Source organism: Enterococcus sp. E4-150, assembly GCF_035726465.1.
Lineage (GTDB): Bacteria > Bacillota > Bacilli > Lactobacillales > Enterococcaceae > Enterococcus_B > Enterococcus_B faecium.
On the sequence record NZ_JAPRGK010000008.1, the window covers coordinates 1 to 22,923 of the forward strand.

21 protein-coding genes and 1 pseudogene are annotated in these 22,923 nt (G+C 37.7%); 4 read left to right on the forward strand and 18 right to left on the reverse strand.

Annotated elements, in window-relative coordinates; all coding sequences use genetic code 11:
• Positions 1-199 precede the first annotated feature (199 nt).
• Positions 200-487: a hypothetical protein gene (locus tag OZ002_RS08140; RefSeq protein WP_010726467.1), complete on the reverse strand. Its 288-nt coding sequence runs from the start codon at positions 485-487 to the stop codon at positions 200-202.
• Between the two features lie 133 nt (positions 488-620).
• Here OZ002_RS08140 and OZ002_RS08145 point away from each other — a divergent pair, with 133 nt between their 5' ends.
• A complete protein-coding gene (locus OZ002_RS08145; RefSeq protein ID WP_002297002.1) occupies positions 621-1,289 on the forward strand; it encodes a YitT family protein in 669 nt (222 codons plus the stop codon).
• A gap of 297 nt (positions 1,290-1,586) precedes the next feature.
• On the opposite strand, the gene OZ002_RS08150 is transcribed toward OZ002_RS08145, so the two are convergent.
• The 4 genes from OZ002_RS08150 to OZ002_RS08165 form a co-directional block, all read right to left on the reverse strand.
• Positions 1,587-2,327, reverse strand: coding sequence for a hypothetical protein (locus OZ002_RS08150; protein ID WP_002289257.1), 741 nt, complete (start codon positions 2,325-2,327; stop codon positions 1,587-1,589).
• A 129-nt stretch (positions 2,328-2,456) separates the two neighbouring features.
• Positions 2,457-3,404 carry a LacI family DNA-binding transcriptional regulator gene (locus OZ002_RS08155; protein WP_002289258.1) on the reverse strand — a complete coding sequence of 316 codons (948 nt, stop codon included), beginning with the start codon at positions 3,402-3,404 and terminating at the stop codon, positions 2,457-2,459.
• 128 nt (positions 3,405-3,532) lie between these two features.
• Positions 3,533-4,297 (reverse strand): alpha/beta fold hydrolase, encoded by a 765-nt coding sequence (locus OZ002_RS08160; RefSeq protein WP_002289259.1) that lies wholly within the window; start codon positions 4,295-4,297, stop codon positions 3,533-3,535.
• Positions 4,298-4,300: 3 nt separating this feature from the next.
• Positions 4,301-4,690, reverse strand: a complete 390-nt coding sequence (locus OZ002_RS08165) for a hypothetical protein (RefSeq protein WP_002297001.1) — start codon at positions 4,688-4,690, stop codon at positions 4,301-4,303.
• A 134-nt stretch (positions 4,691-4,824) separates the two neighbouring features.
• Here OZ002_RS08165 and OZ002_RS08170 point away from each other — a divergent pair, with 134 nt between their 5' ends.
• Together OZ002_RS08170 and OZ002_RS08175 are read left to right on the forward strand one after the other, a co-directional pair.
• Entirely contained in the window at positions 4,825-5,367 is a 543-nt protein-coding gene (locus tag OZ002_RS08170; RefSeq protein WP_002289260.1) for a DUF2179 domain-containing protein, read from the forward strand.
• A 147-nt stretch (positions 5,368-5,514) separates the two neighbouring features.
• Complete coding sequence (locus OZ002_RS08175) at positions 5,515-6,147, forward strand: hypothetical protein (protein ID WP_220723520.1); 633 nt, start codon at positions 5,515-5,517, stop codon at positions 6,145-6,147.
• A 145-nt stretch (positions 6,148-6,292) separates the two neighbouring features.
• Here OZ002_RS08175 and OZ002_RS08180 read toward each other — a convergent pair.
• From OZ002_RS08180 to OZ002_RS08215, 8 genes and pseudogenes are all read right to left on the reverse strand, one after another.
• Positions 6,293-6,490 (reverse strand): annotated as a pseudogene (locus tag OZ002_RS08180) (GNAT family N-acetyltransferase); the annotation flags it as partial.
• Positions 6,491-6,539: 49 nt separating this feature from the next.
• On the reverse strand, positions 6,540-7,436 hold the full coding sequence (locus OZ002_RS08185) for a DUF1803 domain-containing protein (protein WP_002306910.1): 897 nt from the start codon (positions 7,434-7,436) through the stop codon (positions 6,540-6,542).
• A 181-nt stretch (positions 7,437-7,617) separates the two neighbouring features.
• Positions 7,618-8,544, reverse strand: a complete 927-nt coding sequence (locus OZ002_RS08190) for a manganese-dependent inorganic pyrophosphatase (protein ID WP_002306912.1) — start codon at positions 8,542-8,544, stop codon at positions 7,618-7,620.
• Between the two features lie 84 nt (positions 8,545-8,628).
• Positions 8,629-9,390: a pyruvate formate-lyase-activating protein gene (pflA, locus tag OZ002_RS08195; RefSeq protein WP_002289264.1), complete on the reverse strand. Its 762-nt coding sequence runs from the start codon at positions 9,388-9,390 to the stop codon at positions 8,629-8,631.
• Positions 9,391-9,633: 243 nt separating this feature from the next.
• A complete protein-coding gene (gene pflB / locus OZ002_RS08200; RefSeq protein ID WP_156249038.1) occupies positions 9,634-11,865 on the reverse strand; it encodes a formate C-acetyltransferase in 2,232 nt (743 codons plus the stop codon).
• Between the two features lie 276 nt (positions 11,866-12,141).
• A complete protein-coding gene (gene parC / locus OZ002_RS08205) occupies positions 12,142-14,592 on the reverse strand; it encodes a DNA topoisomerase IV subunit A (protein WP_025476764.1) in 2,451 nt (816 codons plus the stop codon).
• 11 nt (positions 14,593-14,603) lie between these two features.
• Entirely contained in the window at positions 14,604-16,649 is a 2,046-nt protein-coding gene (gene parE / locus OZ002_RS08210) for a DNA topoisomerase IV subunit B (RefSeq protein ID WP_002306915.1), read from the reverse strand.
• Positions 16,650-16,814: 165 nt separating this feature from the next.
• On the reverse strand, positions 16,815-17,249 hold the full coding sequence (locus OZ002_RS08215; RefSeq protein WP_002298106.1) for a CoA-binding protein: 435 nt from the start codon (positions 17,247-17,249) through the stop codon (positions 16,815-16,817).
• Between the two features lie 126 nt (positions 17,250-17,375).
• On the opposite strand from OZ002_RS08215, the gene plsY reads away from it, so the two are divergent.
• Positions 17,376-18,014, forward strand: coding sequence for a glycerol-3-phosphate 1-O-acyltransferase PlsY (gene plsY / locus OZ002_RS08220; RefSeq protein WP_002296995.1), 639 nt, complete (start codon positions 17,376-17,378; stop codon positions 18,012-18,014).
• Between the two features lie 131 nt (positions 18,015-18,145).
• Here plsY and OZ002_RS08225 read toward each other — a convergent pair whose 3' ends face one another.
• The 5 genes from OZ002_RS08225 to xerC form a co-directional block, all read right to left on the reverse strand.
• The gene (locus OZ002_RS08225) at positions 18,146-19,021 is read right to left on the reverse strand and encodes an aldose 1-epimerase family protein (protein ID WP_002296994.1); all 876 of its coding nucleotides are present in this window, start codon (positions 19,019-19,021) and stop codon (positions 18,146-18,148) included.
• An 81-nt stretch (positions 19,022-19,102) separates the two neighbouring features.
• On the reverse strand, positions 19,103-19,894 hold the full coding sequence (gene codY, locus OZ002_RS08230) for a GTP-sensing pleiotropic transcriptional regulator CodY (protein WP_002290223.1): 792 nt from the start codon (positions 19,892-19,894) through the stop codon (positions 19,103-19,105).
• Positions 19,895-19,911: 17 nt separating this feature from the next.
• Positions 19,912-21,312: an ATP-dependent protease ATPase subunit HslU gene (hslU, locus tag OZ002_RS08235; RefSeq protein WP_002298110.1), complete on the reverse strand. Its 1,401-nt coding sequence runs from the start codon at positions 21,310-21,312 to the stop codon at positions 19,912-19,914.
• 13 nt (positions 21,313-21,325) lie between these two features.
• Entirely contained in the window at positions 21,326-21,874 is a 549-nt protein-coding gene (hslV, locus tag OZ002_RS08240; protein WP_002288419.1) for an HslVU peptidase proteolytic subunit, read from the reverse strand.
• A 36-nt stretch (positions 21,875-21,910) separates the two neighbouring features.
• Positions 21,911-22,816, reverse strand: a complete 906-nt coding sequence (xerC, locus tag OZ002_RS08245) for a tyrosine recombinase XerC (protein ID WP_002331853.1) — start codon at positions 22,814-22,816, stop codon at positions 21,911-21,913.
• Positions 22,817-22,923: the final 107 nt, after the last annotated feature.

Here is a 22,923-nt window from a genome sequence, read left to right on the forward strand (position 1 = left end):
CAAAAATTTCTAAACAGAAGCCATAAAGGTTTTCAACAGGTAACCGATACATTAGTTTCAATGTTTACTGAGTAACTAATTATTTTGCAGGAGGACAATTTATTTACACAAAATTATTGACGCTCCCTGACACTTTTTTGCCAAAAATGTAAAAAACGGTTGTTTTGACATCATAAACGTCTTGTTTTCTTATTTTTACTTATATCACCACTTTATTTTCTATCTCTTTCACTCCATAAAGCGGAATGAGTTCTTCTTTTGACTGATAATAAACAGCTTTCTCACGGTTCTTCATCAAAAAAATAAAGATGTCTTTCATAGCAAGTGGTGCTTTGCCGTGTTCAAATAAAAAGATAAATTGATTTGCTTTATTTATCTGGACCATTGTCACAGGCACCAGTTTTTGTTCTTGAGCCAAAAAAACTCCTTGATACTCTGTTTTTTTGGGTGATTTTGTAAGAATTGTCAATAAGTCTGCTGCTCGCATTTTTCCACTCCTTATTTGATAAATAAAAAGAAACAGCCAAAAATAATTTTTTTTCATTTTCCTCTTGAAGTAAGAGTATAAGTCAGTATAATAAAGAAGTTGCTGAAAATTTTCAAAAGAAAAGAGGCTAGAAATGAAAAAATTAAATTTATTTACAGAATTGTGCGGAATCATTTTAGGCGCAGGAATCTACGGATTAGCTGTGACAGGAATCAATATTCCATCTAAGCTGGCAGATGGTGGGGTTACTGGTATTGCTTTGCTCTTGCATAATCTTTTTGGATTCGCTCCTTCTGTCACTTCACTGCTTTTTAATTTACCTTTATTGCTTATCTCATTGTTTCTTTTTGGAAAACACGCTTTTCTCCGGACGATCGTTGGAACATTTGCGCTAGTTTTCTTTTTACATTTATGGGAGAGCCTTCATATACATTTTGCTGTAGATAGTCTACTGATCAATAGTTTGATGACAGGTATTCTTTCTGGCATTGGTTGCGGTCTCGTCTTTCGATTCGGCGGAAGCACAGGCGGAACAGATATCATTTATCAAGCCATTGAAAAATATTTTCATATTAAGATTGGCAAAAGTCTTTTCTTGATTACTTTTGGTATTTTAGTTGTCTCCTTGCTTTATTTGGATCTCACACATTTTCTGTATACATTACTTAGCTGTTCTATTCTATCTTATACATTGAATAAAGTGAAGTATCTGGAAATTGGATCTGTTTTGCCCCAATTGGAAGCAAAACAGACTACAGAAACATTTGAACCACTTGACCCTCTTGAACAGTTAGAGCACTGATTCTTATTTTTCACCACTTTATTTAATTTACAGAAATATCATTATGTAAACCAAAATGATATTATTCAGTAAAATCTTCTTTATAAAAAAATAAAAAATAAACTATTTTTGCAAACGATCTGCGAAAATAGTTTGTTTTTTTATTTTGCCATTATTTTCTTACTTATTGGGAGAAAAAATTCGCTTAAACTCAAAAAAATCTGAGGATACGATATAAACTTTCGGATAGAGTATAAAATAAGGAAACGCCGCAGCGTTTCCTTTCCAACTGTAGCCGAATATAAATTTGTATATCACTTATTTAAAATAGCTATTTTCTCCCAAAGAGTTTCCTTGATCATCGATCAATCCTTGTAATGAGCGTTCTAAGATACCATGGCTTTTTTTCGATTTTTTTTCTTCTGACTGCTTTGTTTCCTCTAACGTTTTTGTTCGATTGAATGTTCGTACAGACGGCTCACCATTTCTTTTTTCTTGATACGGCGTCGGTTCTGTATCGAACAACAGATAAGAGTCATCCGTTTTTTTCATCGATTCGATTAAATGATCCTCAGAAATTTTGCTTTCTCTAGGGTCTGGGATAATCGATGCGGGTACATATTTAGGAACAAAATAAGAACGCTCCCGCACCTTCGTGTCAACAGATGCGTTTCGTGTAGTATGCTTGGACTCTGTCCTTGTTTCACTTTGTCTGACAGAACGAGAGGAATCACCAAAAAGTTTTTTTCGTCCTGTCGATGTGATTTCTGATTGGTAATGGCCGGTATAATCCGGTAATTTTCCTTTATGCTTTTCCAAATTTTCCTTACGCGGAGCTGACTTCAATCCATTTGTTGCACGACGCTTGCGACGGATTTTCTCGGTGTTCGTGTTCGTGAAATGAAATTCTTTCATCTGCTCAAACGGGGACTGATTCTGTTCAGTCAAAAGATCTTCTTGTCCGTCAAATAATACTCGCTTCTTGTCGTTGGTTAATTTTACGCCTAACTCATCATCGTACGCAGGAAAACGGAAATGTTTTCGTCTGATTTCTTTCATTCAAACCATCCTTCTCAAAAATGGAACTTTTCTCAATAATAGCACAGATTCATTGTTTTCAGTAGCAATGCGCTGATTATTTTAAGAAAATAGCGATGAATTTCATAAATATATATATAGTAATAAGACTTAATTCGTTGTCTCTCTGATAACTAGTTCAGGAAAAAAACGACGATAACCTTGACTCGCCCCTTTTTCTTCTATTTTTTTTAACAACATTTCTCCACATACTTCACCCATACGTATAATATCTTGCTTGATCGTTGTCAATTTAGGTGAACTGATTTGGTCTAAAAATACCCCATCAAATCCAATCACACCAAATTCTTCGGGCAAGTGTCCTCCAGCATTTATAATCCCTCTTACTGCTCCTAGTGCTAGCCGATCTGAACTACATACAAAACAAGTTTTATCTGTAAAATCTGCCCAGTTTTCTGTCATATATCTTTCTACTTCTGTCGAATGATTTGGAAACCGCAAGATTTTACTAGGAAGATCAACTTCCTTCATCACAGATAAATAACCAGTTTCCCTTGAAATTTCAAAAGGCTCGTCCACTTCGATACCGATATAAATAATCGTTTGATAATCTCTTTCTAAGGCATATTGCGTTGCTTTTGCTGTACCATATTCATTATCGCTGTCTACATAATCATATCCTTCAGAATTTTCCCCAAACAAGACAACTGGTTTTTCCAAACGGTCGATCCAATCGAAGTCTTTTTTTCTGACACCTGTGATGATGTACCCATCACAAGAACCGACGTCGAAGGCATCATTTGTAACTAATTGGAGAGAATAATGCGCTTTACCGATCCGTTTAGCGATTCCCATCAGCAAATTCATGTAATAGGGCTCAGTTGTGTCGATTTCTTCCAGTATAAATAATTTGATGATCTGCGACCGATTCGTGACAAGTGCTTTTGCAGCAATATTTGGACGGTAATCCAGTTCAGCCATTGCTGAGAAAACTAACTCTTTCAATTCGTCAGTCACCTGTTCCGGATGATTGATGACTCGAGAGACCGTCATTTTTGAAACATTGGCACGTTTTGCAACATCTGCTAAAGTGGGCATGCTCTCTTCCTTTCTAACATGTTGTCATTCTTACTATCAATTATACCAAATTTTCCTAACAGAGTTTATTATAGACCAAAATAAAAAACGGAAAATCCTCTATCGTCATGAGTGATTTTCCGTTTCAATTATTTATACTTTTTTATCAAATTTTTTGCTAAAAAAGTGGAAGCTTCTTCCATTAGTGGTATTTGTACCATATGTCGCTGTGTTTTTGAGGAACGAAAAACAATTTCTTTTCCGTAAGACTTATGCCGATTTTTTTCTACAAATCGTTCCGTTTGTATATAAGGGATTTTTTCGTCAGCTTGTCCATGCCAAAAGAACAGAGGACGTCCAGCTAACTTTTCCGGCTGCAATGACAAATCATAGCTCTTAACCCATGAAATCAAATCAAAATAGTCTTTTGGTACGACATAATTATATTCCGATGCGCGCCTTACGATTTCTTTTCCATATTCCAAAGGTGCAGGGGAACCCATCAAACACACGCCCGCTACTATATGAGGATGTTTAGCCAACAAGGCGCATGTTGTCATTCCCCCCATCGAAACCCCGCCAACTGCAAGCTGATCATGTAGAAGACCTCTTTTTTCTAAATGCTTGATAAGTGTGTCAAATTCAAACAGATTTCCGTAGATACTATCCCAAAATGTATAGGATGGAATAGAAGAAACCGGCTGTTTGCGCTCCCCATGATTCATCGCATCTGGCAGGATCACACGAATGCCCTGCTGCGCAATTTTTCTTCCTTGCGTCAAAACTAACTCCTTACTTGTCTGCCATCCGTGATAATAGATGACAACGGGAATACGTTCCTCTCTTAATTCTTTCAGAACAACTTCTAACACTGGAATATGATGGACAGAACGTTTCAATATAATTGGATTCAATTGTTACTCACCTATTTTCATTAAATTTCCTGATCGCCATAGCAACCATGCTCCAACAGTTGTCTGGAACAGGTTCAGTGTACCAAATAATATAAATGCAGGACTGAATGGCTCGGGAAATAAGCACAGAGAACAAAGTCCCACCACTCCTAATGCTAGCGAAAGGAGTGGATAAATAGAAAAATTCAAAAAACTGGCAACGCTACCGAAAATATTACCAATAAACAGTATCAAAAAGAAAAAAACGCTTAAAATTAAACCATCTGTCAGCGACATCTGAAAAACAATGTTCTCTACCTCAATTGGCTGTTGAATCGAATAGACACCTAAGTATATACTGAGAAGGAGACTTAGCACGTGGCTGGCACAAAACACACGATTGACCGTTTTCATTTTAATCACCTAACCTATCTTTATAATTCTATTATAATCATTTTATCATTTTTTTGTATGTATAAAGTTTCAATTTTTCTTCACTTACGATTTTTTTTGATATTGTTGTTATATAAATGAAAGGAGTTTTACAAATGATTGATCCAAAAATGTTGGGGATGATCTTCCTCATTAATTTTGCTTATATCACTCTGAACACGTTACGTTTCATGTTGACAATGAAAGGCTATCGACTGATTGCTCCACTTGTCAGTATGGTCGAGATCACGATTTATATCGTCGGCTTATCCCTTGTTTTAGATCGTTTAGATAATCCACTGAATTTATTTGTCTATGCGTTAGGTTACGCAGTAGGTATCAGTGTGGGAATTTTGATTGAAGACAAATTAGCATTAGGATACATCATGGTCACAACGATTTTGCCAGCAAATAGCGCAGAAGATAAAAGTTTGCCGGGTATACTGAGAGAACACGGTTATGGTGTGACACAGACTTCTGCAATGGGGCTGGAAGGTGAGCGGCTAGTTCTCGAAATACTTTCTCCTAGAAAAAGCGAACGTGAACTGTATCGCCTGATCAAAGAAATCGAAGAGCGTGCTTTTATCATTTCTTATGAGCCAAAATATATTTCAGGTGGTTTCTGGACTAAAAAAGTGAGAAAACGACAAGGAAAATAACTCACAAACTTAAAAACTGTCTAATATCTAAATTAAATTTTAAATGTTAGACAGTTTTTATTTATTATTTTGATTAAAAAACATCGACATATACTCATCAATTTGTTATTATACTTTATATACTTATCAATTTAATTTGGAGATATTATGGAAATTCAACGTAGAACCACTAATTTTTTACATTTAGGCTCTTTTTTTGCAACTTTGACGATCTTATTTTTTATATGTTATGCATACCTTAAGACCTCACATGCGCCTTCTAGTGCATTAGGCTGGTTGCTTTTGGATCATTCTGATATCACAGAAGCCGAAGAAAATCCGTTTTTTTTGATTTTGTCTTCTCTTTGCGGCTTACTGTTTTCTGTTTATTTCGGTGCCTATTTTTTTCATCGACATCCTGGTACGTTAAACGAAGCTTCAAGCGTATTGATTGCATTTAAAACGTTTTCTTTTTTAGCAATTCTTTTTTATTCGTTTAATCACAATACGCTTTTCTTCTTTATCATGAATGGTTTAGTCGTGATTTTATCCATCTTTACTTATTTTATTTTTTCACTCATTTTTAGCCAATTGAAATGTCCACTCTTCTTTCGATTAGTTCCTGTCACCTGTTTTATTTACAGCTTGTTTTCCTTTTTTGTCCTTGCTTTAATGCCACTGACCAACCCTTCGACGATCCAAGTCGCAGGAAATCTGTTGGATATGCTCTTCATCGTCAGTCTAGGTGTATTTATGTGGCAAAGAAAAAACAAACAAAATAAAAAGCATTTTGAAGCCTGACTATTACGACTTCATAAATGCTTTTTTAGTTTTAAACACTTCAATCTAAAAGAATAACCCAAGATTGGATAAATTATTAATGATTCGCCATTCGTTTCTTAGTGATTCTGGATCATCATATGGACTTCCTAATCTAATCAGCTAGTTATTCCCATAAAATGCCATACTTGACTGAATCATAATATTGATTATTTAAAAATCTAACTTTTCTTATCACTACTTCCTTTGTCATTCCACATTTCTCACCATTTTTTTGCATTCCTTTGTTTCCAGACCATGTAGTGAATCCAATAGGTGGTAGATAGGCAAAATACTCAAATAATTCTTTTAACCATAAAGGAAGAGAAAGGCTCCTCCTGCAAGAGTCAGTATAATTTTTGCTTACTGCTCTCTTAGGTTTTACTCACTAAAACTGTTCTATATTCTTTGATATAAGAAAATGCATGCGGTATAAATTTCTTGCTCAGCTCAGAAAAGATTTGTCGTTTAAGAAAGGCCGTTTCCTCCATTGTCAATGAACGATCCAATGTTGGTAATTCAATCTCAAAATTGTTTTTTTCGACAATAGGTAATTCTAATGTGAATGATTCTTCTTCCTTTATAGTATTCGTCACAAGTAGAGACTGATGGAAAATACTAGGCCGGCGATTTTTATATTTATTCTTACGTATCCTGTCAACGATAACTTCTATTTGATCAAAAAAGTACGCTTCATTTACGTCTCCAATAAGTTCGGCTAATTCTTTGAATGCCTTCGTTACAGGAAGCTGATTCTTCTGTACAAAAAAGTAATTAGCCAAAGTAAGCGGGAAGTGTTCTATAGAGGAAAGTGTGATAAAATGGTACTTCTCATTTCCTGCAGTTGTCCTCAACAATTCTGTCTCTTGGCTGTTTCTTACTCCATAAAAATACGCTTCTTTCCGTTCATCTTCGAAACAATACGCCCAAATAACTTCTCCCATCGCTAATTTTTGTTCATCAACAGAGAGTCTCCTCAATTGTTCAGCTATGGTTTCAGCAGCCGAAGTGGCTTGTTGCAAGTAATCTTTAGGATCAAATATTGGAAAGTTCAAATGATATCTTCGTTCTTCCCTCTTGATTAATCCTGCATCGATCAATAGATCGAGAAAATGGGAAAATTTATTTTGCGAAAATTCTTTTTTCAATTCTCTTAGAATCGTTTCTTGTTCTCGATGTTCATATAGATAATCGGTCAATGAAGAAAAAAGCGGATCATCGGTCAGTTTTTGATAAAAGTTTTCCTTATTTTTTGAATAATAATAGTTCATATATGTTCTCTTTTCTATCCGTTTTATTTTACTTAAAAGGCTTTTACGTAAAAAGGAGGAAGAACAAGAGTCATAATTGACTGCTATTCTCCTCCATTTCTTCGGCCTTTAGTATGTTCTATGTTTCTTTTTATATCAATCGCTTATCCATTCATTTTGAATGCTTCATACTACCATTTGATTAGCTAAATACAGCCGTCAATTGAGGTACGACTTGTTTTTTACGTGAAACGACACCTTTAAGCAAAGCACGGTTGTTGGTCAAAGTTGTTTGGAAAGCTTCTTCTACTTTTTCTTTTCCTTTACCAGCAACAAGTAATTCTGAATCACTGTCTAAGATGTTTGTGACAACTAATACGAACAGATCGTAGCCATTTGATTTCATTTCATCTTCCATTGCTGCTTCTAGCTCTGCTTGTCGATCCATCACTTCATTAAGGTCCACTGTATTGACTTGAGCGATACGAACGTTGGAACTGCCCATTGGGAAACTTTTTGCATCCAAATCAAGAAGAACCGCAGCTGATTTATCACTTAGATTTGTTCCTGCTTTCAACATTTCAAGCCCATAAGTGTTTAGATCGACTTCAGCGATTGCTGCAAGTTCTTTTGCAGCTGCTTCATCTTCAGGCGTACATGTTGGTGATTTGAACAACAATGTATCTGAAATGATAGCTGAGAGCATGATTCCTGCGATTTCTTTAGGAATTGTTACTTGGTTTTCTTTATATAGTTTTAAAATAATCGTACTTGTACATCCAACTGGTTCTGCACGATAGTACAATGGATTAGCTGTTTCAAAGTTTGCAATACGATGGTGGTCTACTACAGCTAAAATATTTACTTCGCTGATATCTGAAATACTTTGTTGGAATTCATTATGATCCACAAGCATGACATCTGCATTTTCTGCTTTAGCTGACTCTACTACTCGTGGTGCAGATAGCTGAAAGTGGTCTAATGCGTATTGTGTTTCTTCATTAGGTGTACCTAGAGCAACTGCTTCTGTTTCTTTACCTAATTCATTTTGCAAGTGTGAAAACGCAATGGCTGCCCCGATTGCATCTGTATCTGGATTTTGGTGACCAAAAACTAAAATTTTTGACATGTCATTCGCTCCTTTGTGATTTCTCCTATTTAATAATAGCAAAAAAACGGAAAGAAGCAATACTTATCTTCTTTCCGATGCGACCTATCGCGTTAAATATTTTGTATACTCTTCTGTATGAAGCAATCGTTTAGCATTTTCGACACGTTCTTTTGTAGGTGGTTCGATCCCTTCTAATGGATATTTCAAACCAAGTGTTTCCCACTTGTATTTTCCCATCGTATGATAAGGAAGAATCTCTACTCTGTCTACATTTGACAAGGTTTGAATAAAGTTGTCTAGTCGGATCAAATATTCATCATAATCACTTCGCTCAGGAACTAGTACATGGCGAATCCAAACCGGTTTGTTGATTTTTGACAAATATTGAGCCATTTCTAAAATATTTTCATTGTCCCAATGCGTTAGTTTTTTATGCTCTTCATTATCGATGTGTTTGATGTCAAATAACAGTAAATCTGTATACTTCATCAATTCTTGAAAACGTGAAAAGAAAGGTTCTTCATACGTAAAAGGTTTTCCGCATGTATCCAATGTAGTATGCATCTTCCGCTCTTTTGCTTTTTTAAATAGTTCGATCAAAAAATCGATCTGCAATAGAGGTTCTCCACCACTAACAGTAATACCACCTTTATCTCCCCAGTAAGGTCTGAAGCGTTCTGCTTTATCTAAAAGTTCATCTGCTGTGTATTCTTTCCCTCCGCCAATATTCCAAGTATCTGGATTGTGACAAAATTGGCAACGCATGCGGCATCCTTGCATAAACACGACAAAGCGCAGTCCAGGTCCGTCTACTGAACCGAAAGTTTCGATAGAATGAACATAGCCGATTGTTTTTTCTTCCATTTAAGTTCACATCTTTTCTTTGATTTCATTTTAAGTACAAGTTAGCTGTCGAAGCGAAGCTTTCTGAACAAAATTTTTCGCAATTGCCGCTTCGTTATGTGTAAAATTTACAGGGACGGAACATACAAGTCCTGCCCCTGTAAATCGTTTCTTTCAAATAAGCATACTGATTATTCGATTTTGATGCGATGGCTATTCAACGTCCTTTCGACGCTAAGTCGAAAAACTTTTTTCACGAACTTTTTACATTCTGTCGTGTGAAGTTCTCATCAAGACATCTAATTGTTGTTCTCTTGTCAAGTCACGGAATTTAACTGCATAACCAGATACCCGGATCGTCAAGTTCGGATATTTCATTGGATTTTCCATTGCATCACGCAATAAATCATTACTGAATACATTGACATTCAAATGATAAGCTCCTTTTGAGAAGTATCCATCTAAGACATTACGCAAGTTTTCGATTCTTGTATCTTGTTCTTTTCCAAGACCTGAAGGATTGATTGTTTGGGTATTTGAAATTCCATCCAATGCACAGCCGTAATTCATTTTAGCTGTTGAGTTCAGGCTAGCTAATAACCCACTTTGTTCCGCATTGTAACTTGGATTTGCTCCTGGCGCAAGTGGTTTTCCAGCTTCACGGCCATCAGGAGTATTTCCTGTATTTTTACCGTAAACAACATTTGAAGTAATCGTCAATAATGAAGTTGTTGGTTTTGAGTTGCGGTAAGTTTTATGACGTTTGATTTGTCCCATGAAGTATTCCAAGATCCATGAAACTAATTCATCTGCACGGTCATCATCATTTCCGTATTTAGGGAAGTCGCCATCCACTTCAAAATCAACTGCTATTCCTTTTTCATTACGGATTGCTTTTACTTTTGCATATTTGATCGCTGACAAGCTGTCTGCCGCATGAGAGATCCCAGCAATACCTGTAGCAAATGTGCGTTGCAAGTCAGAATCCATCAAAGCCAGCTGAGCTGCTTCATAAGAATATTTATCATGCATATAATGAATGATGTTCAACGTATTGACATATAGTTCTGCTAACCAATCCATCATATTCGTGAAGTTATGTTTCACTTCTTCAAAGTCTAGTATTTCTGATGTGATTGGACGATATTCTGGTCCAACTTGGGCGCCAGTCACTTCATCGACTCCGCCATTGATGGCATATAATAGTGTTTTAGCCAAGTTAGCACGAGCACCAAAGAATTGCATGTCTTTTCCGACAACTGTTCCTGATACACAGCAAGCAATCGCACAATCATCAGAACCCCATTGTTCACGAAGCTGATTATCATTTTCGAATTGAATCGAAGAACTTTCGATAGCGATTCTGCTAGCATATGTTCTGAATCCTTCTGGAAGGTGTTCAGAATACAAAACAGTCAAGTTTGGTTCTGGTGAAGGTCCCATATTTGTTAATGTATGAAGCAGACGGAAATCATTCTTTGTAACTAATGAACGACCATCTAATCCCATACCTGCAATGGATAAAGTAGCCCAGATAGGGAATCCTGAGAATAATTGGTTATATTCAGGTGTACGCGCGAATTTGACCATACGTAATTTCATTACTAAGTGGTCGATCAATTCTTGTGCTTCTTTTTCTGTGATTACTCCATTATCCAAATCACGTTGGATATAGATATCAAGGAATGCTGAGATACGTCCGATTGACATCGCAGCACCATTTTGTGATTTGATTGCTGCTAAATATCCGAAGTATAGCCATTGGACAGCTTCTTTTGCATTTGCAGCTGGTTTAGAAATATCATAGCCATATTTCGCAGCCATTTCTTTCATTTGCGCTAATGCACGATATTGTTCAGTAATTTCTTCACGTAAACGAATCACTTCTTCACTCATTGTATGATAACCAGTCATATCATGATCTTTTTTCTTTTGTTCCATCAAATAGTCGATTCCATACAATGCCACACGACGATAGTCACCGATGATACGTCCGCGACCGTAAGCGTCTGGAAGCCCTGTAATGATTTTGTTTTTACGAGCAGCACGCATTTCAGCAGTATAAGCGTCAAATACACCTTGATTATGTGTTTTGCGCCAGTCAGTGAAAATATGTGTCAATTCATCGTTTGGTGTATAGCCATTGCTTTTTAGCGCATTGTTAGCCATATTGATTCCGCCGAACGGCATGAATGCTTGTTTCAAAGGTTTGTCTGTCTGTAGACCAACGATTTTTTCCAAATCTTTATCCAAATAGCCTGCATCGTGTGAAGTAATAGTTGATACGATTTCTGTGTCCATATCATAGACACCGTTACGTTCGAATTGGATATCATTTAACTTTTGCAATTCATCCCATAGTTTTTCTGTTGCTTCTGTTGGGCCTTCCAAAAAGCTGTCATCACCGCGATATTCAGTGTAGTTATTTTGAATAAAGTCTCTAGTGTCTACGCCTTCTTTCCATTTGGTACCTTTAAATCCATTCCATTGCTCCATTGTATGGACCTCCTAAATTTCTGTTTTATGTAACAGTTTTTACGTGATTAGTATAACACAGCACCCTATCTTTGCAAGGGTTTTCTTGTTTTTTATTTAACAATTTTTATGTTTTATTTACATATATTTAAATCAACGTTGACATACCAACATTTAAGCATTGTGAACACTTTCATCTTTTTTTGCAAACGTATAAGGATTTATTAAAAATGAATGAAAAAGAGACGCCATCTGTATTAATACAGATGGCGTCTCTTCATTAAAATACTACAACAGTTACGACTCGATGAAAATCTCAGGAGCATCGATAACTTCGATGACTTCTCCACCTTTTTTCTCATCCATCGCAAATGATCCATTCGATGTTCGATCACCTATAGGGAAATCAGTTGGGTCAATCGTTAACTGCTGCCCTTTTTGATTCATCAAGGTTATTTCTTTTGATCTTCCTTCCGACATATAGATAATGCGATGAGGATTTTTTTTCAGCTCACGCATGACCGTCACTCCCCGCTTCGCACGTGAAGTTTGGCTGATTTCTTGAGCAAGCATGCGTTTAACAGCTCCTCGCTGAGTAACGATTACGATCGGCGTATCACCTTCTGCTAACACAAGCAGCCCGTTGATAATCCTATCTCCATCTTTCAAATTCATAGACTTCACTCCAGCTGCCTTTGCTCCAACAACGGGAACATCTGTTAAAGGATAGCGCAAACCCATTCCTTGATACGTTACTAAGAAAACATCTAAGCCTGGCCGATCTTCTTTCAGATACACAGCAATCAGTTCATCTTCTTCCGCCTTTAGCTTCATACAGCTGAGCGGACGGCTCTTATAGGTGCGCCATGGTTCGAACTCTGTCATTCGTGTTTGCTTGATCAATCCATTCTTGCTGATGAATACAAATGTTTTCTCTGCTTGAATTTTTTGATATGGAAAAACAGCTAAGATCGATTCATCTACAGACAGATTGGAGATTGTTTGAGAAATGTGTTCGCCAGCATCTTTCCATTTCAAATCGGGTAGTTCATGAACAGGACGGTAGATCACATTTGCTTTATTCGTAATCAGAAGAACATGGTCCAATGTGCTCAATTCACCTGAGTACAGCAAGTAGTCGCCTTCTCGCATCCCGATTTCTTCTGGTTTCGAAGCACTATAAGAACGAAGGCTTGTTCGCTTCACATAGCCTTCTCGCGTCACACTGACGATTACGTCTTCTTGCGCCACTAAAACTTGCGTATCGATTTTGATTTCTTCGATTTCGTCTTCGATTGTCGTTAGACGAGCGGAAGAATAATTTTTTTTCACTTCTCGCAATTCTTTTTTCATAACAGAGAAAAGCTCTTTGTCATTTGAAAGGATTTTATTCAACTCTGTGATTTGCGCAATCAAGCTTTCGGATTCCTTTTGAAGCTCTGTGATATCCGTGTTCGTCAAACGGTATAATTGCAATGTGACAATTGCTTCTGCTTGTTCTTCTGTAAATTGAAAGACGTCGACTAAATTCTTTTTGGCGTCTTTTTTGTCTTTACTTTCACGAATCGTTGCGATTACTTCATCCAGAATCGATAAAGCTTTCATCAATCCTTCTACGATATGCTGTCTTTTTTGAGCTTTGGCTAAATCGAATTGACTACGTTTTGTTATGACTTGCTTTCGATGCTCGATATAACTTCTTAAAATGTCTTTCAGTCCAACTTGATGCGGAGTCATATGGTCGATAGCGACCATATTGAAATTGTAATTGATCTGTAGCTCAGTGTTTTTGAACAAATAATTCAAAATTCCTTGAGCATTGGCGTCTTTTTTCAATTCGACGACAATTTGCAGACCTGTTCTATCACTTTCATCTCGTACTTCAGCTATTCCATCGATTTTCTTATTCAAACGGATCTCATCCATTTTTTTCACCAAGGTCGCTTTATTTACTTCATATGGGATTTCTGTGATCACGATTTGCTGTTTATTACCCTTCATTGCTTCTATCTTTGTTTTCGAACGAAGAATAACTTTTCCTCGCCCTGTTTCATAAGCTTTTTTGATTTCATCTTTTCCTTGCAAGATCCCTCCTGTTGGAAAGTCAGGTCCAGGAATATATTCCATCAATTTTTCAAGGCTCGCTTGTGGATGATCGATCATATAGATTGTGCCATCGATCACTTCAGCTAAGTTATGAGTCGGGATTTCTGTTGCATATCCAGCAGATATACCTGTCGATCCATTGACGAGAAGGTTTGGGTATCGAGCTGGAAGGACTGTTGGTTCTTTTTCTGTATCATCAAAATTCCACACGAGATCGACTGTTTCTTTTTCGATATCTGCTAGCATCTCTCCACTTAACTTGGATAATCTGGCTTCAGTATAACGCATCGCAGCAGGTGGATCACCGTCCATACTCCCGTTATTCCCGTGCATTTCGATCAGTACTTCCCGCAACTTCCAGTCTTGGCTCATGCGGACCATCGCTTCATAAATACTGCTGTCACCATGAGGATGATAATTCCCCATGATATTTCCGACAGATTTTGCTGATTTACGGAATCCTTTGTCATACGTATTGCCATCTTTGTTCATAGCGAATAATATCCGGCGTTGCACTGGCTTCAATCCATCACGGATATCAGGCAGTGCACGTTCTTGGATAATATATTTGGAATAACGTCCGAAGCGGTCACCCATCACTTCTTCTAAAGTTAATTCTTGTACTTCTTGTCGATTTTCCATCAGGTGACCTCCTATTCTACTTCAAATAACTGATTGTTTTCATTTTTATCTGCTCGTTCTTCATCTAATAAATCATTAGAAACTGAAGGAGAGATTTCAGTATCCTCTTTTTTATCTAAGATACTGCCATCTTCTTCGAGCGTAAATTGCACGTGATTTTCGATCCATTTTCTTCGAGGTTCTACTTTGTCACCCATCAGTGTGGTTACTCGACGTTCAGCTTGCGCAGCATCATCGATACGGACGCGGATCAACGTACGGGAAGTTGGATCCATCGTTGTTTCCCACAATTGTTCCGCATTCATTTCTCCAAGTCCTTTATACCGCTGCAGCATATATCCTTTGCCGACTTTTTTAATCATTGCTGCCAATTCGTCATCTGTCCACGCATATTCAATGACTTGTTTCTTCCCTTGTCCTTTGGATACTTTATATAAAGGCGGTAACGCGATATATACTTTCCCAGCTTCAATCAGCGGTTTCATATAGCGATAAAAGAAAGTAAGCAGCAATACTTGAATATGGGCGCCGTCTGTATCCGCATCGGTCATGATGATTACTTTGTCGTAATTACAGTCTTCGATAGAAAACTCAGGACCGACTCCTGCACCAATCGTATAGATCATCGTATTGATTTCTTCATTTTTCAAGATATCTTGCATTTTAGCTTTTTCGGTATTGATGACTTTTCCTCGTAAAGGTAGAATTGCTTGGAACTTTCTGTCTCTTCCTTGTTTAGCAGATCCGCCAGCAGAATCCCCTTCGACTAAATACAATTCATTTTTCTTAGGGTTTCGGGATTGTGCGGGTGTCAATTTTCCTGAAAGAAGAGATTCGCCTTTTTTACGCTTCTTCCCATTTCGGCTTTCTTCTCTGGCTTTACGTGCTGCTTCTCTCGCTTCTCTGGCTTTGATTGCTTTACGGACCAACATCTGGCTCATTTCGCTATTTTCCTGCAAATAAAAGCCCATTTGTTCACTGATGACGTTATCTACTACGGTACGAGCAACTGGCGTACCAAGTTTTTCTTTTGTTTGCCCTTCAAATTGCAGAAGATTTTCAGGTACACGGATAGAAAGTACAGCAGCTAACCCTTCTCTGAAATCACTACCTTCCAGATTCTTGTCCCGTTCTTTCAGCAAACCAACTTTTCTCGCATATTCGTTATAAGATTTCGTCATAGCCGCTTTCATACCAGCTTCATGGGTTCCCCCATCTTTTGTCCGAACGTTATTGACAAAAGATAAGACATTTTCTGAATACCCGTCATTGTATTGATAAGCGACCTCTACTTCGATACCTTCTTTTTCTCCTGAAAAATAAACAACTGGTGTCAATGTATCTTTTTCTTCATTCAGATAATCAACAAATTCTTTGATTCCTTCTTCGTAATGAAAAATTTCCTTGACTGGTTCTTCTCCACGAAGATCAGAAAGAGAGATTTTAACGCCTTTTAGAAGAAAGGCAGATTCTCTTAACCGTTCGGCTAAAATTTCATATGAAAATTTCGTTGTACTGAATATTGTATCGTCTGGTAAAAAATGGACAGTCGTCCCGTTTGCTTTTTTTGTTTTTCCTATCTTTTTCAACGTACCGTCAGGTTTACCGCCGTTTTTAAATTTCTGCTGATACTCTACGCCATCTCTAACGATCGTTACAGTTAGCCATTTCGATAAGGCATTTACCACACTGGCTCCTACACCGTGCAGTCCACCAGAAGTTTTGTACCCTCCTTGACCAAACTTTCCGCCAGCATGCAGCACAGTAAAAATCACTTCAACTGTTGGTATTCCGGAAGCATGCATTCCTACAGGCATCCCACGTCCGCTATCTGCAACAGTTATACTATTGTCTTCATGGATGGTCACATCAATCTCACTGCCATAACCTGATAATGCTTCGTCAACTGCATTATCGACGATTTCATAGACTAAATGATGCAAGCCTCGGCTGTCAGTGGATCCAATGTACATCCCTGGTCTTTTTCTAACTGCCTCTAATCCTTCCAATACTTGGATGGACGAGTCATTGTATTCGTTGTTTACTTTTTTTGCCAAGGCAAACGCTCCTTCAATAATACTTTGCGGCAAAACCGCACCACGATTATCATACTAGAAAAGGTCGTGAAAAAAAAGAGGGTAGACGAGAAATCAATTTTAATTATCTCCTAACCGCTTTTTCGACATTCCCCTCTATCGATCATCTCTTCTTTGTGGTCATTTTTATTTTTGGTTTTCTTTCAACTTACCAAGTTCAATCTTAATACAACGATCCATCACGATATCTGTGCGTCCTGCTTTTCTTAGCATCTCAGCTGCTTCTTTGTTTTCAATCCCTAATTGTGCCCAGAACACTTTAGCATCAGTTTTCAAAAAATCATCTGCTACTTCAGGTAAAAATTCACTCCGTCTAAATACATCTACGATATCGATTGGATCATCGATTTCTGTCAAATTCGCATAGACTTTCTCGCCTAGAATTTCTTCACCAGCCAATAATGGATTTACTGGTATGATTTTATATCCATTGTCTTGCAATACCTGTGCAACCATGTAACTTGTTCGTTCTGGTTTATTGCTCAAGCCTACGACGGCAATATTTTTTGCTTCTTCCAAATAGTTGAAAATCGTTTCTTGTGTTGGATTTTTTACAGACATTTCTGCCACCCCTTGCTTTTCTTTTTATTCCATCTATTATACTTGTATCTTTCATTTTTTCAATTGTTCCTGTTACCTATTCATGCTAAAATAAAGGATAGTTTTCAACTTGAAAGAGGGTAAAAAATGAAATTGATCTTATTACTTATTTTAGCATATCTTTTAGGTTCTATTCCTTCCGGTGTCTGGATTGGCAAATTGTTTTTCAAAAAAGATATCCGACAACATGGGAGCGGTAATACTGGAACGACCAATACATTTCGTGTATTAGGCAAAACAGCCGGGATTGTTGTCCTGCTTATGGATATTTTAAAAGGTACATTGGCTACTTGTTTGCCGATGATCTTCCACCTTTCTGGGATTAACCCTCTTTGGTTTGGGGTATGCGCCATTCTTGGCCATACATTTCCGATTTTTGCTGGGTTCAAAGGAGGAAAAGCTGTTGCGACAAGTGCAGGAATGCTTTTAGGATTTAATCCTGTATTTTTTGTTTATTCTTGTATCATCTTTATCGTTAGTTTATTTTGTACAAGTATGGTGAGTTTGAGCAGTATGATCAGTGCAGTATTGATCACTTTATCTACGATCGTCCTTCCTTATGTAGCTCCTGTGATTTTGGCTAAGCCCAATTGGTTACTGACGATCATTGCCTTTTTAGTTTCTTCCTTTATCTTTTATCGGCATAAAGACAATATCAAGCGTATCAGAAACCATACAGAAAGTCGAATCCCGTTTGGTTTGAATAGCAGCAAGAAAAAATCCTGATACTTTTTCATTCCAAAGAGATAAAACGGGAGTGTGACAAATCGATGTCACACTCCCTTATTACTTACAGGATAGCTTTTTTACACACCTTGGTAAACGGTGTTCCCTGCTAACTTATCGGTCACAACCTCTTACTTCACTGTGATGGAATATTTTGTCTTGAAGATTTCATGGGCACCTAGTTGATTGATCCCTACTTTTTCCATCAAGTTTCCACTACTGTTCACCGTGTCAGCGATTCCGCACCACGGTTCGATACAAACGAAAGGCGCTTCTTTTGGATAAGGAGACCAGATCCCTACATAAGGCATATCTTTATAGCTTAAAGTTACGCTATGGGAAGATTTTTCACTTCGAATGGCGTACGCATTTAGACCCCTTGTTTCAAAAACCAAGGCATCTTGCTCAAAAAGTTCACGATTCAAAGCCAGATTCGTATTTGTCTGACCTAACGTCTTTTGATCCATATCGATGAATGGGCCTTTCAATGGTAGGCGTAATCTTGATTTCAATGGAGAAAATGCCAGATAGAAATCTTCAAATGACAATCCTTCTTCAAGAGGTACATTGAAAGCAGGATGTCCACCGATAGAAAAGAACATTTCTTTTTCACCGGTATTTGCCACTTGATAATGAACCGTGATGCCGTCTCCTCCTAATTCATAGCTGATCACTAATTCAAAATCAAATGGATACTTTTCTAATGTCTCCGGCGTACTCCTTAAGATGAAACTAGCCATTTCTTGTCCATGTTCAATGACTTCAAAATCCATATCCCGAGCAAATCCGTGTTGCCCCATTTGATATGTTTTCCCTTGATAAACATACTGATCATCTTTTAAACGTCCAACAAAAGGGAATAAAACCGGTGCATGTCTGCCCCAATACGCTGGATCACCTTGCCAGATATACTCTAAACCATGTTCTTTTGATTTCAGACTGATCAATTCCGCACCGTGTTCAGCGATTTCGGCGATCAGCTGGTCATTTTGAATAATAACAGTCATTGCCATTCCTCCAACTTCGACTTACTTTTTAAAATGGGAAGGCTGGAACAAACATTTCTATCTGCCCCAGTCCCCTTACTTCTAATAACTGTGTTTTGCTAACTCGTCTTTAAAACGGGAATTCAATACTTTTAAATAAGTTCCCTTCATGCCTAACGAACGAGATTCAATGATTCCAGCTGATTCCAATTTTCGTAAAGCATTGACGATCACAGAACGAGTGATGCCGATACTATCGGCAATATTAGAAGCAGTCAGACGACCTTCATCTCCATCCAATGCTTCAAAGATAGCTTGTACAGCCTTCAATTCGCTATAAGATAATGTGTTGATTGCCATTTGGACAGCCGTTGCACTCCGTACATCTGCTTCGATGCTTCGAGACTTCTGATAAAGGATCTGCATACCGACAACCGTAGCTCCATATTCTGCTAAGACTAGATCGTCATCTGCAAACGATTGTTCCATACGAGATAAGATAATCGTACCCAAACGTTCGCCAGCTCCAAAGATCGGAACGACAGTCGTCAGACCAAATGGATATTTCTCTCTTGACTCTACCGGAAATGCAGTAATATCACTAGTAATTGGGATATTAGCTTCAGTTTTCATCAACTGTGCCACTGTATCAGTATAAGATTCAGGAAATTGTTTCTCAACAAACATTGTTTTGATTCGTTCATTGTTCACATCGTGACGTTCATTATAACCTAGTAATACTCCGTCACTTCCTATGATATAGGTGTTGCTGTCAAGAATACCACCTAGTGTGACAGCCATTTTATCGTAAGGCAAATCTGCTTGCATGTCAAAAGTATTCTTTTGCTGCAAAAGTGTGTTTATCTTGCGGGTTTTCGTTAGCAAGTCTGTCATTGTCGTCCTCCGATTTTTTATAAAATATAGCGACTTAAATCTTCATTTGCCGCAATTGAGCCAAGTTTGTCATCCACATATGCTTCTGTGATCGTTATTTCTCCCATTTGCATATCTGGTGCTTCAAATAATAGATCTTCTAGTAGTTTTTCCAAAATGGTATGCAGTCTGCGTGCGCCGATATTATCTGTGTCACGGTTGACATCGAAAGCGATTTGAGCGATCCGTTCAATTGCTTCTTTTGTAAACGTAACTGACACATTTTCTGTACCAATCAATGCTACATATTGTTTTATTAAAGCATTATTCGGTTCAGTCAGAATTTTCACAAAATCTTCAGCTGTCAAATCATCTAATTCTACCCGTATTGGGAAACGCCCTTGGAGTTCTGGAATCAAATCACTCGGTTTAGATAAATGGAACGCTCCTGAAGCAATGAATAAGACATGATCTGTTTGGATGATCCCGTATTTTGTATTTACTTGTGAACCTTCGACAATTGGCAATATGTCTCTTTGAACGCCTTCTCTGGATACTTCTCCAGATTGCTGTGATTTAGAAGTGATCTTATCGATTTCATCGATAAAAATAATTCCACTTTCTTCCGCTAATTTGATTGCCTCACTATGGATATCAGCATCCTTGACTAATTTTGCTGATTCTTCCTTGATCAATAACTCTAAAGCTTCTTTGACTGTTACCGTCCGTTCCACTTTTTTCTTCGGTGTCAAAGCACCTAGAGTTTCATTTAGGTCGATCCCCATTTGCTCCAATCCATTGTTCATCATTGGTGCAGGTTTCTTTTGGTCTTCAACTTCAATGGTTACTTCACGACTATCCAGTAAACCCTTTTGTAGTTGTTCCAAGACTGTACGGCGATTGATTCGAATATCTTCTGTCACTTCTTCTTGCGGTTCAGCTGTATTTTGCTGACTAGCATTAAAAAGATTCATCATTTGTTCAAATTGATTAGTGGATTGTTTCTGTTCTTTTTTTATACCAGGTACCAAGATTTTTACCAAACGTTTTTCTGCATTTTTTTTAGCACTTGTGTATACACGGCTGTACTGCTCTTTTTCTACGATTTGGATCGCATTTTCTACTAAATCCCGAACCATTGATTCTACATCTCTTCCGACATAACCGACTTCAGTAAATTTTGTTGCTTCGACTTTGACAAATGGTGCATTGACGATTTTTGCCAAACGTCGTGCGATTTCTGTTTTACCGACCCCTGTAGGTCCGATCATCAGCATATTTTTTGGTGTAATATCTTGTTGCATTTTTTCATCTAACTGCAAACGGCGATAGCGGTTACGCAAAGCAACGGCAACAGATTTTTTTGCTGCGTGCTGTCCTACGATATATTCATCTAATTCACTTACGATTTGTCTTGGTGTTTGTTTTAATTCATACATATCTACTCACCTCTTACAGTTCTTCTACGATAATATTATGATTAGTAAAGATACAGATATCTGCGGCAATATTTAACGCATTTTCTGCAATTTCTTTCGCACTCATGTCGTTTTGAGCATAGTTTTTCATTGCTCGGGCTGCAGCCAACGCAAAATTCCCTCCTGATCCGATAGCTAAGATACCATCATCTGGTGTGATAACTTCTCCTGTACCTGAAACAAGAAGCATTTCTTTATCATTCATTACGATCAGCATCGCTTCAAGTTTTTGCATAGATTGCTGTGTCCGCCATTCTTGAGCTAATTCGACAGCTGCGCGTTGTAGATTCCCGTTATATTCGTTTAGTTTGCCTTCAAATTTTTCTTCTAAAGTAAACGCATCTGCAACACTTCCGGCGAAACCTACAACAACTTCTCCATTGTAGATACGTCGTACTTTCTTTGCAGTGCCTTTCATGACAACAGATTCACCCATTGTTACTTGGCCATCTCCAGCCATAGCAAATTTCCCGTCTTTTTCGACGGCACAGATAGTGGTTGAATGAAATGGTGATTCGACCATGTTTGTTTCCTCCTAAATTTGTTCTTTTCCTTATTTTTACGCTCTTGGATGGAAAGAACGATAGTTTTTTTGTAAACTTTCTTTTGTTACATGGGCATAGATTTGGGTAGTCGATAAATTGGCATGTCCTAGCAATTCTTGGACTGTCCGCAAATCTGCCCCATTATTTAATAAATGAGTAGCAAATGTATGGCGCAGCATGTGAGGATGGATATCACTATCCAAACTGCTTTTTTTGATCATTTGATTCAAGACATATTCAATTCCAGTAGGCGTGATTGGTTTTCCATGATGATTCACAAAAACGATATCATGCTCTTCGTGATATTTTGTCATCAATACCTGGCGGCCTTTCCTGAAATATTCTTGCAGAGCATCTTGAGCAAAAGAACCTAGAGGAGCATATCTCTCTTTGTTCCCTTTACCATGGATCAACATGACCTCTGAATCAAAATCAATGTCTGATACTGACAAACTGCTACACTCACTTAAACGGATGCCTGATCCATAAAGGACTTCCAGTAAAGCGCGGTTCCTCAAATCCAAAGGACTATCTCCTGCTACGCTGTCAAAAAGTGCTTGCATTTCATTTTCATAAAAAAAACGTGGCAGTCTCAAATTTTTCTTTTTGAGATGAACGTAAGAAAATGGATTTTCTTTTATCACTTCTTCTTTGAGAAGATACTGATAAAACGAACGTAGGCTGGCTATCTTGCGACTGATAGAATTTCTGCTATAGCTAGGACGATGATCAGCTAATGCACTCAAATAGACACGAACCGTAAAATATTCCGCCTTCAGCAGATCAGCGTCTCCAGATTCCTCCAAAAAATGTTTGAAATGGAGAATGTCTTCTTCATATGCTTCTTTCGTTTTTTCTGAATATCCTCTTTCGACAATCAAATAACGCAAAAATTTTTGTTCCCACGTGGCTTCTGTCATTTTCTCACCTTCCTTTTGTCCCAGAGAATAATTTAGCACAGCGTTTATAAAAAGACAAATAAATTGTCAGAATTTAACCAATATTTCTAAGTTTGTTCACAATTGGC